The 17,795-nt window shown below is 51.2% G+C and carries 18 protein-coding genes; 4 read left to right on the top strand and 14 right to left on the bottom strand.

Going from position 1 to position 17,795, the window contains the following annotated elements; translation table 11 throughout:
• Position 1 precedes the first annotated feature (1 nt).
• Positions 2-568: an NUDIX domain-containing protein gene (locus FPZ45_RS02640; RefSeq protein ID WP_144698069.1), complete on the bottom strand. Its 567-nt coding sequence runs from the start codon at positions 566-568 to the stop codon at positions 2-4.
• 64 nt (positions 569-632) lie between these two features.
• Between FPZ45_RS02640 and mciZ the strand changes: the two genes are divergently transcribed.
• A complete protein-coding gene (gene mciZ / locus FPZ45_RS02635) occupies positions 633-785 on the top strand; it encodes a Z-ring formation inhibitor MciZ (RefSeq protein ID WP_144698067.1) in 153 nt (50 codons plus the stop codon).
• A 55-nt stretch (positions 786-840) separates the two neighbouring features.
• On the opposite strand, the gene FPZ45_RS02630 is transcribed toward mciZ, so the two are convergent.
• Positions 841-1,971, bottom strand: a complete 1,131-nt coding sequence (locus FPZ45_RS02630) for a M20/M25/M40 family metallo-hydrolase (protein ID WP_144698065.1) — start codon at positions 1,969-1,971, stop codon at positions 841-843.
• Positions 1,972-2,007: 36 nt separating this feature from the next.
• On the opposite strand from FPZ45_RS02630, the gene prli42 reads away from it, so the two are divergent.
• Positions 2,008-2,139, top strand: a complete 132-nt coding sequence (gene prli42 / locus FPZ45_RS25990) for a stressosome-associated protein Prli42 (protein WP_425456936.1) — start codon at positions 2,008-2,010, stop codon at positions 2,137-2,139.
• Here the strand turns inward: prli42 and lipB are convergent.
• The 5 genes from lipB to lpdA form a co-directional block, all read right to left on the bottom strand.
• On the bottom strand, positions 2,102-2,803 hold the full coding sequence (gene lipB, locus FPZ45_RS02625; protein ID WP_144698063.1) for a lipoyl(octanoyl) transferase LipB: 702 nt from the start codon (positions 2,801-2,803) through the stop codon (positions 2,102-2,104). The two genes, prli42 and lipB, sit on opposite strands and share 38 nt — an antisense overlap.
• A gap of 161 nt (positions 2,804-2,964) precedes the next feature.
• Positions 2,965-4,323, bottom strand: a complete 1,359-nt coding sequence (locus tag FPZ45_RS02620) for a dihydrolipoamide acetyltransferase family protein (RefSeq protein WP_144698061.1) — start codon at positions 4,321-4,323, stop codon at positions 2,965-2,967.
• A 36-nt stretch (positions 4,324-4,359) separates the two neighbouring features.
• Positions 4,360-5,346 (bottom strand): alpha-ketoacid dehydrogenase subunit beta, encoded by a 987-nt coding sequence (locus FPZ45_RS02615; RefSeq protein ID WP_144698059.1) that lies wholly within the window; start codon positions 5,344-5,346, stop codon positions 4,360-4,362.
• The gene (locus FPZ45_RS02610; RefSeq protein ID WP_144698057.1) at positions 5,346-6,374 is read right to left on the bottom strand and encodes a thiamine pyrophosphate-dependent dehydrogenase E1 component subunit alpha; all 1,029 of its coding nucleotides are present in this window, start codon (positions 6,372-6,374) and stop codon (positions 5,346-5,348) included. The genes FPZ45_RS02615 and FPZ45_RS02610 overlap by 1 nt, the downstream gene beginning before the upstream one ends.
• Before the next feature lie 193 nt (positions 6,375-6,567).
• Entirely contained in the window at positions 6,568-7,998 is a 1,431-nt protein-coding gene (gene lpdA, locus FPZ45_RS02605; protein WP_144698055.1) for a dihydrolipoyl dehydrogenase, read from the bottom strand.
• 579 nt (positions 7,999-8,577) lie between these two features.
• On the opposite strand from lpdA, the gene FPZ45_RS02600 reads away from it, so the two are divergent.
• Positions 8,578-9,501, top strand: a complete 924-nt coding sequence (locus tag FPZ45_RS02600) for a transposase (RefSeq protein WP_144698053.1) — start codon at positions 8,578-8,580, stop codon at positions 9,499-9,501.
• Positions 9,502-10,164: 663 nt separating this feature from the next.
• Here FPZ45_RS02600 and FPZ45_RS02595 read toward each other — a convergent pair.
• Positions 10,165-11,439 carry a DHHW family protein gene (locus FPZ45_RS02595; protein WP_144698051.1) on the bottom strand — a complete coding sequence of 425 codons (1,275 nt, stop codon included), beginning with the start codon at positions 11,437-11,439 and terminating at the stop codon, positions 10,165-10,167.
• Between the two features lie 14 nt (positions 11,440-11,453).
• Positions 11,454-12,863: an MBOAT family O-acyltransferase gene (locus FPZ45_RS02590; protein WP_144698049.1), complete on the bottom strand. Its 1,410-nt coding sequence runs from the start codon at positions 12,861-12,863 to the stop codon at positions 11,454-11,456.
• A gap of 157 nt (positions 12,864-13,020) precedes the next feature.
• Here FPZ45_RS02590 and FPZ45_RS02585 point away from each other — a divergent pair, with 157 nt between their 5' ends.
• On the top strand, positions 13,021-13,356 hold the full coding sequence (locus FPZ45_RS02585; RefSeq protein WP_144698047.1) for a DUF2627 domain-containing protein: 336 nt from the start codon (positions 13,021-13,023) through the stop codon (positions 13,354-13,356).
• Positions 13,357-13,398: 42 nt separating this feature from the next.
• Here the strand turns inward: FPZ45_RS02585 and FPZ45_RS02580 are convergent, their stop codons facing one another.
• From FPZ45_RS02580 to FPZ45_RS02560, 5 genes are all read right to left on the bottom strand, one after another.
• Complete coding sequence (locus tag FPZ45_RS02580) at positions 13,399-13,638, bottom strand: hypothetical protein (protein ID WP_144698045.1); 240 nt, start codon at positions 13,636-13,638, stop codon at positions 13,399-13,401.
• Positions 13,635-14,522, bottom strand: a complete 888-nt coding sequence (locus FPZ45_RS02575) for a D-alanyl-D-alanine carboxypeptidase family protein (RefSeq protein WP_144698043.1) — start codon at positions 14,520-14,522, stop codon at positions 13,635-13,637. The genes FPZ45_RS02580 and FPZ45_RS02575 overlap by 4 nt, the downstream gene beginning before the upstream one ends.
• A 94-nt stretch (positions 14,523-14,616) precedes the next feature.
• Positions 14,617-15,732: a sensor histidine kinase gene (locus FPZ45_RS02570; RefSeq protein WP_144698041.1), complete on the bottom strand. Its 1,116-nt coding sequence runs from the start codon at positions 15,730-15,732 to the stop codon at positions 14,617-14,619.
• Positions 15,722-16,420: a response regulator transcription factor gene (locus FPZ45_RS02565; protein ID WP_144698039.1), complete on the bottom strand. Its 699-nt coding sequence runs from the start codon at positions 16,418-16,420 to the stop codon at positions 15,722-15,724. The genes FPZ45_RS02570 and FPZ45_RS02565 overlap by 11 nt, the downstream gene beginning before the upstream one ends.
• 230 nt (positions 16,421-16,650) lie before the next feature.
• Positions 16,651-17,784 (bottom strand): peptidylprolyl isomerase, encoded by a 1,134-nt coding sequence (locus FPZ45_RS02560; RefSeq protein ID WP_144698037.1) that lies wholly within the window; start codon positions 17,782-17,784, stop codon positions 16,651-16,653.
• Positions 17,785-17,795: the final 11 nt, after the last annotated feature.

Below are 17,795 nucleotides of genomic sequence, written 5' to 3'. Positions count from 1 at the left end.
ATCAGAACGATCCCGTTAACGTATGCATTCGCCAAGCATAAACCGCGATAAGCGTCTTTGCGTCGCATATTCGGCCTGATTGAATATACGCCATCGCTTCTTCGAGCGTGATCGCTTCGCAAGTCAGAAACTCGTCCTCGTCCAATCGGACATCGCCTTTCTCCAGATCGTCGGCGAAGTAGAGATGAATGATTTCATCTGCAAAACCCGGCGACGTGGAGAACGATTGCAGATGCCGGATGCTGCGGGCGCGATAACCCGTCTCTTCCTCCAGTTCCCGCAAGGCGGCCGATTCCGGCTCTTCGCCGGGGTCCAGCTTGCCCGCCGGAACTTCAACCTGCCCTTTTCCGAGCGGCTTGCGGAACTGATCGACAACGAGCATTTTGTTGTCTACGATCGCCGCGACGGCGACGGCTCCCGGGTGGCGCACGATTTCCCGAGTTGCCGTTCCCCCATCGGGCAGTAGCACCGTATCGACCTGAAGAGAAATCACTTTCCCTGCGAAAATAGCTTTACTCTCCAGCGTTTTCTCATAGAACGGATGTTGTTGTTCTTTGCGTTCGCTCATCGGAATGCCTCCTGACATGAAATCGTTAGTTCTCTCATAACCTCAACTAAGGAGGTTTTATCCGATGCTAAAAAAATATACTTCACCTCATAGACTTCAACTGGTCGGCAAAGCCTGGGAAATCCGGCAAGCCTTACGCCAGGAAAAGAAACTCCGCGGAGGCCGAACGACGCTCGCTGAGGCGCTCTCCGGGCAGCGAAGCCAAAACACGCGTTAACGTATGACAAGGGCAGCCCGAGTCGATGCTCGGCGCTGCCCTTATCTGCTTCAAATTATCGTGTTAGCGTTTCGTTCACGATCGCAAGGACGAGCTCCGTCGTTTTTACGAGATCGTCCGCTTTGATCTGTTCTTTGGTCGTATGGATATGCTCGTAACCGACGGCAAGGTTAACCGTTGGAACACCGTTGCCGTTAAACATGTTTGCATCGCTGCCGCCTCCGGAAGAGAACGTGCGCGGAGTCAGCCCGATCGCTTCGATCGCCGCTTTCGCGACTTGCACGACTTCGTCGTTATCCCCATAGGAGTAAGCAGGATAGATCGTCGTCGTGACAAATTCGAATTCCGCGCCGGATTCCTTGGCCGCGCTCTCCACCGCTACGCGCATCGACTCGATCTGACGATCCATTTTCTCTTGAACTTGGCTGCGCGCCTCGGCGTAAATTTTGATCGAATCGGTGACGATATTGACTTCGCCGCCGCCTTCGAATCGGCCGATGTTGGCGGTCGTCTCGCTGTCGATCCGTCCGAGTTTCATGCGCGATACCGCTTTGGAAGCGACTTGAATGGCGCTGATGCCGTCTTCGGGGTTAACGCCCGCGTGCGCGGCTTTTCCTCTGATCGTAATATATTGCCGGGAATTAGTCGGCGCGGCAACGGCGATCGCTCCAATCTCGCCGTTCGAATCGAGCGCGTAACCGAACTTCGCTCGCAGACGGGAACCGTCCATTGCGCGGGATCCAAGCAGTCCGGATTCCTCGCCTGTCGTGATGACGAATTGGATGCCGCCATGCGACAATTGTTGTTCCTTCAAGACGCGAAGCGCTTCGAATATGGCGGCCAATCCCGCTTTGTCGTCTGCGCCTAGAATCGTCGTGCCGTCGCTGCGGATATAACCGTCGTCATCCAAACGCGGTTTGATCCCATTGCCTGGCGAGACGGTATCCATATGCGACGTAAACAAAATCGCGGGAACGGATTCCTTCCCGGAAGTCGCCGGAAGCCACGCGAACAGGTTGCCGGCGCCATGGCCGATTTTCTCCGCAACGTCGTCCTCTGTCACTTCCAAACCGAATGCCTCGAATTTCGCTTTGAGCACCTTGCTGATTTCCGTTTCGTGTTTCGTCTCGCTGTCGATCTGAACCAATTCCATAAATTCGGCCAATAGTCTTTCTTTATTTACCATGTTCTTTCCTCCTGACGAAGCTTTCGTTACAATAGAATGTGTACAAGCATAAAACGGAAAGGATGCAGTTTCATGAACAAACGTTTGTTTAAAATCGTGGTTTACGTCACCTTGCTGGTCATGCTCGTATCTACTTTGTTGATGAGCATAGGGTCGCTCCTTCAATAGGAACCTCGTAGCCGAACACTTCCGCGAAATGAGGAACAATTAAACGGCTTATATCCTCCACGCGAAGTTCTTTCCCCGTTAACGTCTCGAGAGACGTAACGCCGAACTCCTGAATGCCGCAAGGGATAATCCCTTGGAAGCCGTCTTGCTCCACGTTCTGCTTGACGTTAAAGGCGAAGCCGTGACTCGTCACGAATCCGCGCCTGCTGCGGGCCTTATTGAATTTAACCCCTATGGCGGCGATTTTCCGATCGCCGACCCATACGCCCGTATACTCCGGTTTTCTGCCGCCTTGTATGTCGAATTCGGCGAGCAACTTGATGATGACATCTTCTAAATTTCTTAAGTACTTGTGCAGATCCAGCCCGGCGGCTTCCAAATAGAGCATAGGGTATCCGACCAATTGTCCCGGACCGTGATAAGTAATATCTCCGCCGCGATCGATTTCGTACACCGAAATTCCCCGGCGTTCCAGCTCTTCCTTGCCGTAGAGCAAGTGCTCGGGATGCCGATCGGTGCCGATCGTATACGTAGGCGTATGCTCCAGCAGCAGCAGCGAATCCGCCCGTTCTTCTCGGTCGATCTCCTTGACCAGCTTCTTCTGAAGCTCCCAAGCGTCGCCGTAATTTATCCTGGCTAGCCATTCAATCTCCAGCCTCTTCATCTGCGAAAACCTCCTTGCTTGCGGCTGCTCCCTCACCATTGTATCGCATCGAATTCAACCACTGCAAACGCAATTGCGTCTTCTCGGATTCCGCGTTTCTCGTCCCGACGCCGAAAAAAGCCCGGCGCACCGCATCATTTGCGGCATACCGGGCTTGAGCATTAATAAACTTTTGTTTCCAGATCGTAGCTTTCCAGGTTTTCTTTCACCCGCTGCAGGAAACGGCCGCAGATTACTCCATCCAATATCCGGTGATCTAGCGAGAGGCACAGGTTCACCATGGAACGGACTCCGATCATATCGTTGATGACGACCGGGCGTTTGACGATCGATTCAAAAGTAATGATCGCGGCTTGAGGGTAATTGATGATCGGCTGGGTCAGAATCGAACCGAACGAGCCCGTATTGTTCACCGTGAACGTGCCGCCTTGGATGTCGTCCAGCTTAAGTTTCTTGTCTCTTGTACGCCGTGCGAGATCGTCGATCTCATGGGCCAGTCCGGATATATTTTTCTGATCCGCGTTGCGGATGACCGGCGTAACGACCGAATCTTCCGTGCCGACGGACAGCGAAATGTTGATATCCCGTTTGACGATGATTTTGTCCACTGCCCATACCGAATTCATGATCGGATAGTCTTTTATCGCGTTGACTACCGCTTTGATCATGAAGGGCATGTACGTCAAATTGATGCCTTCCCGCTTCTTGAACTCGTCTTTCTGCTTATTGCGCAGCAACACAAGGTTCGTGACATCGACCTCGATCATCATCCAGCCGTGAGGAATTTCGCTGACGCTTTGGCGCATGCGGGTTGCGATCGTATTGCGGACGGGGGTAACGTCGATAAAATATTCGCCGCGCCCCGGCACTTCTTGCCCTTCCATTTCCACCGACGGAATGCGCGGGGATTCGGACAAGTGGATCCCCGAGGAGCGAACAGGAATGGACGGGTCCATCGGCACGATCGGCGTCGCGGGAGCTGCACCCGACGTTGCGGCACGATGTCCGGCGCTGCCAGACTCTGCGGCTGCCAACACGTCCTTGCGGGTAATACGGCCGCCCTCTCCCGTTCCGGCAACGCGGTTCAGATCGATTCCATGCTCCGCGGCCAATTTCTGTACCGCCGGAGAATAGCGATGGCGCATCGGCGCGTTCGCGTCGGCAGTACCGCCATAGGCAGCCGCCGTCGCCGGACGGGTAGCCGGAGCAGCAACGTTGGTCGCAGGCGCATCGTTAGAAATCGTCTGACCGGCAGATTCCGCGTCGGAAGCCGCCTCAACCTCTACGAGGCAGATCGCGGCGCCAACTTCGACCGTCTCTCCGGAGCCGATGAGATGTTTGACGAGTTTACCTCTAACTGTCGAAGGAAGCTCTGCGTTTACTTTATCGGTAATGAGCTCGCAGATCGGCTCGTACATCTCCAGCATGTCTCCCGGTTCCTTTAACCACCGATCGATCGTCGCGGATACGAGCGACTCCGCCAATTGCGGCATCGTAATTTCCACTATCTGTTTAGCCATTTGAATCGTTCTCCTCTCCATTACAGGGCGCCGTTATTAGTAACGGGCAAGCTCCAGCATAGCCGTCTTCAGCTTTTCCTTGTTAAGCAGGAAATGCTTTTCGCCCGGAGGATTGATCGGCATTGCAGGCACGTCTGGGCCGCACAAGCGGCGGATCGGTGCGTCCAAGTCGTATAGAAGTTCCTCTGCGATCATCGCGGCTACTTCCGCGCCGACTCCGCCTGTTTTGTTATCTTCATGTACGATGAGTACTTTGCCGGTCTTCGCCGCCGCTTCAAGGATACCTTCGCGATCGAGCGGTTGAATCGTACGCAAATCGAGAATATGTGCTTCTATTCCATGTTCCAGGGAGAGTTCTTCCGCCGCCTGCATCGCAAAGTGCAAAGGCATGCTATATCCGATAACCGTTAGGTCGGCTCCCTCTCTCATCACTTTGGATTTGCCGATCGGAACGATATAGTCCTCGTCCGGCACCTCGTCCGATATCAAGCGGTAGCATTTTTTATTCTCGAAAAACAGTACCGGATCCGGGTCGCGTATCGCTGCTTTCAGCAAACCTTTCGCGTCGTAAGCCGTCGCCGGGGCGACGATCTTCAGTCCCGGAGTTCCGAAGAACACCGATTCCGGGCATTGGGAATGATACAAGCCGCCGAATACGCCGCCGCCGATCGGGGCCCGGATCACAACCGGACAATCCCAATCGTTGTTCGAGCGATAACGGATTTTGGCCGCTTCGCTGATGATCTGATTCGTTGCTGGGAACATAAAGTCCGAATATTGCATTTCGGCGATAGGCTTCATGCCAGCCATAGCCGCTCCGATCGCGACACCGGCGATCGCGGATTCCGCAAGCGGCGCGTCGAGCGCGCGCAACTCTCCGAATTGCTGCTGCAAGCCTTTGGTCGTGCCGAATACGCCGCCTTTAAGACCGACATCCTCGCCCAGAACGAATACGTCGCCGTCCCGTTCCATCTCTTCTTTCATGGCAAGCCGAATCGCATCTATATACTCAATAACCGGCATTATTTCCCCTCCCCGCTGTGCTCCGCGAATACATGACGGAAGGCGTCCTCGATCGATTGGAACGGCGCTTTCTCCGCATACTCGTTCGCTTCGTCGATCACGGCTCGAATTTCCGTCTGAAGATCCGCTTCCTGCTCTTCTGACCATAACTCGGCGTCGATTAAATATTGCTTAAATACCGGCAACGAGTCTTTACTCTTATGTTGCTCGACCTCTTCCTTGGTACGGTATGCCAGATCATTGTCGGAAGTCGAGTGCGCGGTAACCCGGTAAGTCATAATCTCGATCAGCGTCGGTCCTTCTCCGGCCAACGCCCGTTCACGAGCTTCTTTAACGACGCGATAAACTTCAAGCGGATCGTTGCCGTCAACGCGAATGCCTGGGAAGCCGTAACCGAGTGCGCGGTCGCAAATGCGGCCTCTCGTTTGCTTGGATAACGGCATGGAGATCGCATACTGGTTGTTCTCGCAGACGAAAATTACAGGTAGTTGATGTACCCCGGCGAAGTTACAGCCTTCATGGAAGTCCCCTTGATTGCTCGATCCGTCGCCGAACGTGACGAGCGCGACGGAAGGCTCACCGCGCATCTTGGCCGCCAGCGCGAAGCCGGTTGCATGAGGCACTTGCGTCGTGACGGGGCTTGAACCCGTAACGATGCGCAGCCGCTTGGATCCGAAATGCCCCGGCATTTGGCGTCCGGCACTATTAGGATCTTCACCTTTTGCGAACAAGGATAACATTAACTCTTTCACCGTCATACCGAGGGACAATACGAAACCGTAATCCCGATAATATGGCAGAAACCAATCGTTTTCCGTATCCATGGCAAAACCCATCGCGACTTGCGACGGTTCCTGGGTAATTCCCGAAATATGAAAATTCACTTTGCCTGCGCGTTGCAGCAATTGGCCCCGTTCGTCGAAACGACGGGCCATCATCATCGTCTTATACATGGCGACTACGCGTTCATCCGAAAGGCCCAACGAGGAATGCCGATAATTATGCTGGACGGAACCTGCTTGTTTCATGGGCGCGTCCTCCTGCTTTGGTTTAGTTTTATAACCTGGTCTTAATACTTGAACTTAATGCTTATTATACTCCTGTCGCAAGCAAAAAGAAACGCCCAACCCCGAGTACGAATGAAATTCCCTTAATGGGCCGTTTTCATCGGTACAATGAGAACCAGAGTTCTCCGGGTTGAGCTGTATTTGACGGCCTACCTCATCCGTGTCCCGCAGCGCCGTCGAGCGCGAGCATAACTTCCTGCATCGCTTCCGATAAAGTCGGATGAGGATGGATCGTTCTGCCGATTTCCCACGGAATCGCATCGACCAGCTTCGCTAGAGAAGCTTCCGCGATGAGCTCCGTTGCATGAGCGCCGACCAAATGCACCCCGAGCAAATCTCCCGTTTGCGAATCTGCCACGACTTTCGCGAACCCTTCGCTTTCTCCGTATACGAGGGCTTTACCCATAATGCGCATAGGCAACTTCGCTGTTTTTACTGTAAATCCTTCCGCCTTGGCCGCCGCTTCCGTCCAACCGATTGACGCAGCCTCCGGCCGGGAATAAATGCAACGAGGAATATCCCGATCGGCTGCGCGAGTCGGTTTACTGCCTGCCAGATGACCGATCGCAATATCGGCTTCATGCATGGCGGCATGGGCAAGCTGAATACCGCCGATGCAATCACCGATCGCGTATATGTGAGACTCGCCTGTTTGCAACGTATTAGGACTCACTTTAATAAATCCGTTTTCCGTTTTAATATCCGTATTTTCCAGTCCCAGATTATCTACATTTCCCGATCTGCCGACGGAGATCAACATTTTGTCGGCTTCTAAAGTTAGGGTTTCTCCTTTTACGACAACCTCAGCTCGGACGCCTTTATCCGTAAGGCTGCAGCTTTCGGCTTGCAACGAAGCGTCGGTTAGAATTTTAACGCCTCTTTTCTTCAATGCTTTGGCGATCTCCGCGCCGACATCTTTGTCTTCCGTCGGCAGCAGCCGGTCGGCAGCCTCGACTATCGTCACTTCCGTGCCGAAATCGCTTAGCATCGAAGCCCACTCGACGCCGATCACTCCACCTCCAACGATCACAATAGAAGATGGACGGTTTGCCCATTCCAGCGCTTCATCGCTCGTCGCAATGCGGTCTCCATCATAGTCGAGACCTCCTATCCGCCGTGGGCGGGAGCCGGTAGCTATCACGACGTTCTTCGGTACGATCGTTTCCGATTCCCCGTCCGCCAACACGACCGCGATCGCTCCGCTTTTTGGAGAAAATATCGAAGGACCGATAATACGGCCAGTGCCGTTGATAATGTCGATCCGATGTTGTTTCATCAACGCTTGAAGTCCCTTGTGCAGTTGTTCCACGATGCCGTTCTTGCGAGTTATCACCGCTTTCCAATCAACTGCGGGTGCTCCTTCCGGCAATTGTATGCCAAAGCTGGCGGCATCTCCGATCGTGGCGTATACTTCTGCACTTCTAAGTAAAGACTTGCTTGGAATGCAACCGCGGTGCAAACATGTGCCGCCTAGCTTGTCCTGTTCAATAATAACGACGCTTTTTCCGGCCTGCGCAGCCTTAACCGCCGCCGTATAGCCTCCCGGACCGCCGCCCAGTATAGCGACATCGACTTCGATTGGCATAGTTTCCCCTCCGTATGTAAACTCACGTTCCCATTGTACCTTTTTTCGGCTCCAGAACAAAGCGCACATTGTAAAATACACTTTTGGAACACCCGAGATACTTCGTCGCCCTCCATTTTGCTGCCTAACCTCGCTCCTATCCGATCCCCTTTGCCGGTATCCCCTCCGCTCAGTACCGCTTCTCTGTTTCTGCCGTTGACGCCATCCTCCTCTCAATCCCCTTCGTCGGTATCCCCAACGCTCAGTCACCGCTTCTCTGTTTCTGCCAATGACCCCGTCCACCCCTCAGTCTACTCCGTCAGTATCTCCTCGGCTCAGTTCAGCTCCCTTTTTCTTCCTTAGATCCGTCCTCCTCTTAATCTCCTCCGTCAGTATCTCCTCGGCTCAGTTCTGCCCCTCTATTTCTGCCATTGACACCATTCCCCCTTTTAATCCCCTTCGTCGGTATCCCCTTCGTTCAGAACGCCGACTTTTCAGGTTTTTTATCAAATTGTCCATTTTTTTCTTTAAATAGGAACGTATGTTTGGTATGATGGAAATAGAACAAATGTTCCCTTTACGCCGAAAGGAGTTTTCTCCATGAAATTATTCGGTTCCGATGAAAAGTTTAATTCGTTTTGCGCGCAATTTTCTCGGGAAGAAGACTGCTTTGGCATCTTGTTCAATCTAAAATGGCCGGAAGGTTTTCGTTGCCCGCACTGCCGGCACACCCATTTTTATCTCATTTCCACACGCAGATTGCCTCTCTACGAATGCCGTTCTTGCCGCTCTCAAACTTCTCTTATCGTAGGTACGATTATGGAGGGCAGCCGCACGCCGTTGCATCTTTGGTTTCAAGCGATTTACCTCCATACGCAGCCTTTTGGCGTGAATGCGGTTCAGCTTGCCGAGGCCATCGGCGTCACCTACAAGACCGCTTGGCTGATCGGACATAAAATTCGGCACGCAATGGTTCAAGCCGAGTCGAACAGACTCCTCACGGGCATTGTGCGCATCTCCGATACGGTTTACAGCCGTCGCTACACTGGGTCTGTTGAATGGCATAGGCAAGAACAACCGCTTCTAATCGGTGCCTCCAGCAACGAGAACGAACAACTGAAGCCCATCATCGTTAAACTCCAATCCAAAACGCCGCTAAAGAACAACTACGACTTTCCCGATCCGCTTCCATTCATTCGCTATCATGTCGACCCGCAATCCGCGCCTCAAGCCATTATTACAAGAAGGTATGGTAAAAATAGAAACAATGCGCTAGCCAGCATGGGCCACAAAGTCACCTGGTGGATCGCCAGCGTGTACCGCGGTATTGGGCCGAAGCATCTACAACGCTACCTAGACCAGTTTTGTTATGTGTACAATCGAAGTTCGAGCACCCTATTCGAACAACTGATTTCGGATTGCGCCATATCCAAGCGTATTACTTATTCGACTCTGACCCAATCTTCTGCACGATCCATCCGACCAACTCGTGTTGCACGCACAGCCGTTCCAGTGGTTAGTTAAGCTTTAGTACTTTTAATTCACTGACTTCGATCTACTTTATTTGACATGGTTAATTCCAGCGATACGCTTTACCCGATCTTTACGTTGAAGTCTCACAGAGTATCTTTGCATGATTTGGTCTTATCATGAGGGCATTCCCTACATTCCATTTACCTGAGTAATCGGGATACCTGCAAGCGAATTAGAGGCGAAGTAAAAGCGAAGTAGAGGCGAGGTTAAGGTGAAGTTAAAGCGAACTAAAGGCAGAAGTGACAACGAAGGAAAGAGATACATTCTGGCAGCTACTTTTTCTGAGAGAATGGGATACCGGCAGAGAGAAGGAAGTAGTGCATTGTACAATACGTATAGTTCACCTGAACGAAGGGATGACGACAGAGGGAAAGAAAATGGTACAAAGCACAGAATGATCGTGTTCCTTCTCCTGAGCTAAGGGGATGACGACAGAGAGAAATGGGACTGGTAGTGCGTGAGAGTGTAGTTGTGCTGCTGATGCACTTATTTCTGAGCGGCGGGGATAGCGTCAGAGGGGATTACAGGCAGAGATTGGGCTCAAGTGGATTCTGATGGAAAGGGATAGCGAAACTAAGGGGGCCGTGCGAAGCCTTCATTTGCGAGAAAAATAGAAGACGGCCCATAGTGGGCCGCCGAGATTTGCGAGACTGTTTATTTGCCTTTTTTCATTTTGTCGAGTATTTGGTCGGTTACACCGGTGTTTTTCGCTACGGTCGAGTTGTTAAGGAACAGAACGTCGGTAATTTTATGCTCTTTGACGAAGTCGAGCAGATTTCCTTGGTAGTGGCGCGGGTCGAGATAATATACTTTCTCGAAGTGCGGCAGCAAAAACGGAACGAAAGCGTTGGCGTAAGAGTCCTTCACGACGACGATGCGTTTACCGTTTTTGTTGTCCGTCGAGATCTCGCCCCACGGATAGTCCCCGCCTAGGAAGACGGCGTAGAACGTGCTGCTGTATTTGGCAAAATTCGGATCGACGACTTTTTTCTCGGACGATCTCGTCGGCGAAGTATGCATCGTGTACTTATAATTAGTGAACGGAGTGTAATACGTAATTGTATCCGGGTGCGTCTTCAGCTCTGATCTTAATGTTTGTTTATATGCAGTGCCAAGGAAATCTTCAATATTACTCTTCTTATATTCGCTAAGCGGGACCGGTTTCTCTCCGATCGTCTCCATGAACTTGGAATAAGCGTAATAAGCCCCAAGTGCAGTCCAGTGATGATCGGTACGGAAATAAATATATTCGTCTTTATGTTCGGCCAACCCACTATAGGCGTCCACCTGACCGATCGATGGATCAAGCCGCTCGTTCACGTGAGCGAAAGCGTCTTTTTGGGATTCGGTCAATTTCTGAATGTTTTTGTTACTTGAAAACTCCACGGCCGTCGGAGCAAGCAAGGAGTAGACGGAGACATCTGGGCCGACGGATTTCCGGAATTGGTTCAATGCGTCCGCATACTTCTTCGAAGCGGCGGCAGAATATTTAAAGGCGATAAAAGCTCTGTCTTTTGCAATGATATACTTGCTCGTGTTGACGTCTGTCACGGTACTTCCTTCGCCTGCGTCGGTTGTTCCGCCTTTTGTTTTGCCGTCTGTCGCAGATTTATCTCCGCCCATATTGTCTCCACCCTGAACAACGATTGAAATTCCGTTATCATCCGGAAGTCCTTTCAACTCTTTAATGGACGAACCGACTTGAATCAAGGACGTCCGGAACGCGAAATTGTCGGCGAAGTAATTGTCGAATTCGCGGGTGTAATCTCCGGCGAAGAAACGATCCTTCGTAAACTCAGGCTGCTTCGCGATATCCCGCTGCTCCAAATTCGAGGACGTCTCGGAATGAGGTCGAAGCAAGTTCACGATGGCAAATCCGAATATGGCAACCAAAAACAAGATGAGATTGAGCTTGTCTCGCAGTTTCATTTTCACCCTCCTCGTTAGAACCGGTAATACAGGAACGGATTATAAGTGCTGCCGATCAGCAAGATCGTCGCGACGACGAGAATGGCAATGTTCATGGCTGGCACCCCTACGCCCTGCAATCCAGCCCCGAGCTTCGGATTGGATTCTGCCAAACGCGTGAACATCCATTTCATCAGCGGCGTGGAAGCGATAATCCCCAAGAGGAACAACACCAAATTCTCTCTGAAGTATATTTCCAGTTCCAACGTGTACAACTCTTTGTGGTATAGGCCGAACATGATCGCAAGCGCCTTAAGCGCTTCTTTCAAGTCGGTGAAATAGAACCAAACCCAGCCGATGAGCATCATGATGGTACCGTACAAATGAGAGACGAATCTTCCCGCTTTCTCCAGCCATTTGCCGAGAAATACTCTTTCCAGATAGATGAGCAAACCGAAGTAAAGTCCCCAAATGATAAAGTTCCAGCTCGCGCCGTGCCAGAAACCGGTAAGAAACCATACGACGAACAAATTGCGCAAGTAGAATCTTCTGTTGCCGCCTAGCGGAATGTAGACGTAATCCCGGAAAAAACCGCCCAGCGACATGTTCCAACGCCGCCAGAATTCGCCTGCAGACCTTGAGACGTAAGGATAGTTGAAGTTTTCACGCAAGTTAAACCCGAACATTTTGCCCAAACCTATCGCCATGTCGGAATAACCGGAGAAATCGAAATAGATTTGTAGAGCGAACAAACAAACTCCGAACCAAATGCCAAGCACGGAAGCCGATCCGGAGCTTGGCGTTAGAATCTGAGACACGCCCTCGCCCAGTAGGTTCGCGAAGATGACCTTCTTGCCGAGACCGATCATGAAACGAGTAATCCCTTCGCTGAAGCCCGCCATGGACACTTTCGGATTGTCAATCTGCTGCTCGATATCCGAATACCGAATAATCGGCCCTGCCACCAAATGCGGGAAAAACGAAACGTAGAGCAGCAGCTTCTTCGGAGATCTCGGCGCTTTGATCGTACCTTTATAGACGTCCGTAAGGTAACAAATGATTTCGAAAGTGAAGAAAGAAATTCCGATTGGCAAAGTTACTTCCGGATGCGGAATGTTAAACGGCAAAATCGAGTTGACGTTATCCACCAAGAATCCGGCATATTTGAAAAAGCCTAATATCCCGATATTAACGGCTATCGCGGCCACGTATTGCGCCTTCGCAAGCCAAGTTCCTCTATATTTCTCGATCCCCAGCGCGAATAGATATCCGATGATCGAAGCTATTAACAGTAAGACGATCCAAACCGGCTCGCCCCAGGCATAGAAGGCGAACGAAAACAAGATCAGAACCCAGTTGCGGTATGTCGTATTTTTAAAGACGAAATAGGCAATAAGCAGTATAGGTAAGAACAAATACAGGAAAAACAAACTGGAAAATACCACTTTCCCGAATCCCTCTCTTTCTCTATATTTCTTGTGTCATAATACCATAGGTTCATGTCGTATCATAGGAAAATCACCAGTCGATTGCTGGCATTCATGGACAATCCTTCAGAAAATCGTTATGATTAAGAAATTGGAAGGAGGGCTTCGGCACCCCATGAAACTGCTCATCCAGCGGCTGATCGCCATACTGCTTCTTGTCATTCCCGGCATTGCAGCTGCCTATGGTTTCTTGCTTATGAAAGACTCGTTATACGATTATTTCGCGAAAATCGGCGATGCTAGCATTAACGCCCCCGATTTTGCTTGGATCAAGTTTATCGGCGGAGCAATCTTGTTCCTGGCCGGCGTCGGATTTATCGGAGGTTGGATCTTTTTCCGCGATCGCAAGCATAATTATTTATCCTCTCGATTTCGCCCGAAAGTTCCACGTCCCCCTCGTCCCTCCCGGTCGTCCGACAAGGAAAGCGAGAATGCTCATTCAGACAGTTAAGGCTCTTCCCCGTTCGGGGCAGAGCCTTTATGATTTAGAAATTCACGATTCCTTTGATCGGGAAAGCAGTTCCATCGATCTAGCGATCGCTCGTCTCCGAACCCGCTTCGTTCTTTCGTCGTCTTCGAGCCGCCAGAACTGCTCGTCTGCGAACAGATCGAGCAAGGCTGCCTGGGCAGCGTGAACGGCCAAAACTTCTTCCGTCAGCAAGTGAATGCATAAGGAATAACAAAGCACTTCGAAGGATTTCAACGCACTCACGCGTTTCGCGTAATCGTTCATGTTGAGCTTCCCTCCGCGTATGCTAACAGCTTTTTTGTCTCCTCGAACCGTGCTTCAGGCGTGCTCGCGCCCATAACAACCGTAATATACCGTCGACCACCGGATACCGTCGTTCCCGTAAAACAGTAGCCAGCCCTCTCCGTATAACCGGTCTTTAGCCCATCGTTTCCTCTCGTCCCGAACCTTTGTCCCGGGAGCATTTCATTCGTCGTCTGAAGCTTGACGTTCGCGTAACCGGCCTCGGCTTTTTTCGTCGTCTGGAGTACCTCGGGATACGTCTCGATCAAATACTTAGCCAACAATGCGACATCCTCTGCCGTCATCATCGTCTCGCCCTTTGCAGCCGCCGTTTTAATATCGCGCAAGTCGCTACTGGACAGCCCGGTTGCGTTCGCGAATCGAGAAGCCTTGGACAAGCCGATAACCTCGGCTTTGGCGTTCATTCGCTTGACGAATTCCGTCTCCGTCCCGGCGATCAGTTCCGCCAAAGCAACGGACGCATCGTTGGCGGAATGGACCGCCATCGCTTCGAATAGCTCCTTGACGGTTACAATCTGTCCCTCCGTTAAGCCCATCTTCGCTCCGCCTACCCTAGAAGCGTACGTACTTGCTGCCGTCGTATCGTTCCAAGCGATATTTCCCGAGTTCACGCTATCTAGAACGAGCACTTCCGTCATCATCTTCGACATACTCGCCGGTGGCAACGGTTTGGCGGCGTTGCTTCGATAGAGCCATTTTCCTGTGTCCACATCCATCATCACGGCCGAAACGACCGCCAACGCGGGCTCCTTAGGTTTCGTTAAGCCAAGCTTGCCATTCGCATTCACGGCCCAACCCACGATGAACACTATCGCTACAGCGATCAATAACCGCTTTAATCTCATCGACGATTCCCTCCCAATCAACGGTACAACCTTTCATGACATTGATTGTAGAGGGAAATATTTAAACAAACGAAAAGCAAATCATAAGATTATCTTAAGATGGGCTTTTGGGCGATGGCTCGGAGAGAGGGAGCCTTACGCGGAAATTGGTGCTGTTTCCGTCGCTCGTCGCGGAGATCGTTCCTCCGTGTTTGTCTACGATCCCTTTGGCGATGGCCAAACCTAATCCCGAGCCGCCCTTATGCTCGGTTCTGGATTTGTCGACACGATAGAAGCGGTCGAACAGGTGCGGCAAATCCGCTGCGGGAATTTCTTCTCCGTAATTGACGACCTCGATAATAGCCGCGTTGTTCTGCCTGTTCAAATAAATATCGACTTTCCCGCCCGTCGATCCGTAAGAGATCGCGTTGGTTAGCAGGTTCTCGAAAACGCGAACGAGCTTGTCTGGATCTCCTTCAATAGGCAATTCGCTCACGTTCGCAATTAAATTGCCCTTCATCTTCGCATTTTCTAGCGACAGACGATGATGGACGATAAGCTGGTTCATCATTTCGACGAGGTTAAACGTCTGTTTGTTTAATGGAACGACGTCATGCCGCATCCGCGTATATTCGAACAGATCCTGAATCAGAACGTTAAGCCGCTCGGATTTCGCGTACGCGATCTGGACGTAATGACGCAGTTCGACTTCGTCCCGGTAGCGATCTTGCTCGATTAGTCCCAAATAACCGAGTATTGACGTCAGCGGCGTACGAAGGTCGTGAGAAACGTTCGTAATGAGTTCGTTTTTCGTTTGTTCCGCTTTTCTCTCCTCGTCAAGCGATCGTTTGAGTTCGATGACGAGCAAGTTCATGTTCTCGGCGAGCAATGTCACCTCGTTGTTCTGTTTTACGGGCACCGTATCGTCAAAATTCCCCTTCAAGGCGATATGCTCGACGGACCTGCTCAGCTTATCGTAATAGCTAAAGCGCCGCCAATTCAGCAACACCATGTATACGATAAACAGAACGAAGCAACCGAACAAGATAAGCGGCATTTCCCCGAAAAACCTATTTAATTGGATAAAAAAAGAACGTTGTCCGTAATTGCCGCGCGTCATTCTTTCCAAAATAATAATCGACATGTAACAGGTCACGACCGCCAAAACGGAACTTAAGAGGATTTGCCACACTAGCCTCCACACCATGCGCGCAGCGATGCTAGATCTCAATTTTATAGCCTACCCCCCAGACAGTCGTAATGAGCTTGCGGCCCATCTCCTGTTCGAGCTTATCCCTGAGTTTGCTAATGTGCACCATGACGGTATTGTTCGACTCGAAGTATTTTTCCTTCCATACTTGCTGAAAAATGTCCTCCGCGCTAAACACCCGGCCAGGATTGCTGGCAAGCAAATGCAAAATACCGAATTCGGTCGAGGTGAGGTGAACAGATCGCCCGTGCACTTCGGCGGAATGCGTCGATTTATTGATCGTCAGCTCGTTAATGCGGATCAAGCCTTCATCCTCGGCAGAGGCGGCGGAAGGCTGGACATACTGGTATGCGCGGCGAAGCAAAGTCTTGACCCGGACGACGAGCTCCAACGGGTTAAACGGCTTCACTACATAATCGTCCGCACCCGTCATCAAACCGAGAATTTTGTCCATATCCTCCGCCTTGGCGCTGACCATTAGAATCGGAATGGACGCGGTTTCGCGAACCCGCCTGCAGACCTCCATCCCGTCCATTTTCGGCATCATCACGTCCAGCACGAGAAGATGGAACGTCCGGCTTGCTAATAAAGCCAAAGCCTCTTCGCCGTCATGCGCCTGAGCGGTGTCTAAGCCTTCGTTGCGCAAATAAATATCGATCAAATTCGCGATCTCGCGATCGTCGTCGACGATAAGAATCGATTTGGACATCACGTCTTACTCCTTTATTAAAAACGTCGTGCAGATTCGGCACTATCATTCCCACTATACCCCATCCGATTACGTTCTGTCCGCATCTTAAGGCAGGTTTTACATTTCTTAAGGAAGGCTTAAGGTTTGTATATGGAATGAATGAAAATAGATTCGACCTTTCCGCAATATGAAAACAGCTTGTCCGAAAGCCATGATGGCGCCGGACAAGCTGACTGTTCGCTGTTCGATTATTGCTTGGCAGGGGAGGATTCCGCCGACGCAGATGGAGAAGCCTCCGGACTTGCCGGCGCGGAAGCAGCCAATTCAGGCTTATCTTCTAGCAAGTTCTTATAATTCTTGTCCTTCATGAAAGATTTCAACCATGCTTGTCCTTCGGTATCTCTCTTTTCTTCATAATAGGCCAGCTTGACTTCCTTTTTCACCGCATCGTACTCCGACACGACCGCTTCCTTGATATCGGTCACCTTAATGATGTGGAATCCGCTCTCCGCTTCTACGACATCGCTCATCTCGCCTTTGGCTAGCGCGAAAGCGGCCGTCTCGAATCCGGAGTTCATCTCGCCCGGCCCGAAAAATCCGAGATCGCCGCCTTGATCCTTCGAACCCGGATCTTGCGATTTTTCTTTGGCCAGCGTCGCGAAGTCTTTGCCGGCTTTCAACTCGGCCAACACGGCTTCGGCCTCTTCCTTCGTATGAAGCAGAATATGGGACGCTTTGACTTCTTTCGGCGTCGTTGCGAATTTCGTTTCTTTATTTTTCTCGAAATAAGCTTTCAGTTCGTCGTCGGTTACCGGATGCTTGCTCTCGAACAATTTGAGTATTTTCAAGTTTGGAATGATCTGCTTATTCTTGAAGTCGTCCAACGTGGCCCCGGATTGGATCAACGCATTGGTTAAATCCGCCTCGGAAGCCATTCCGTATTGTTTAATGATATTGTCGATTTCTTCTTTTACGTCCTCGTCCGTAATCGTAACCCCGGCCTTCTTGGACTCCATTTCGATCGCTCTCGTCTGAGCGACGTTGTCGATCAAAGAAATCATTTGCTCTTTGCCGAATTGTTTTTCGATCTCGTCGTAAATATCGCTTTTCTTGATCGTAACGCCGTCCATCTTCGCAATCGCTTCGTTCTCCGTGCCGGCGGAAGTGCCGCGAATGAGTACGAAGACGAGCGCCGCGATCGCGACGACCGCAACTACCCACGGTACAACTGTCGCCGAGGAACTTCTAGCGGGAGCCGCTATTTCCGGGGCTGCCAAAGGAGCCGGGTCCGCCACGGCAGATGCCGCAGCAATCTCCTGTTCGGCTTCATGACTTGCAAGCTCTTGCTTATCGTTTAATTCATTTTCATTTCTTTCGTTCATTCCGGTAATTC

It is taken from the genome of Cohnella terricola, from assembly GCF_007786475.1.
In the GTDB taxonomy this organism is placed as follows: Bacteria; Bacillota; Bacilli; order Paenibacillales; family Paenibacillaceae; genus Cohnella; species Cohnella terricola.
This window is presented reverse-complemented; position numbering and strand designations above follow the sequence as displayed.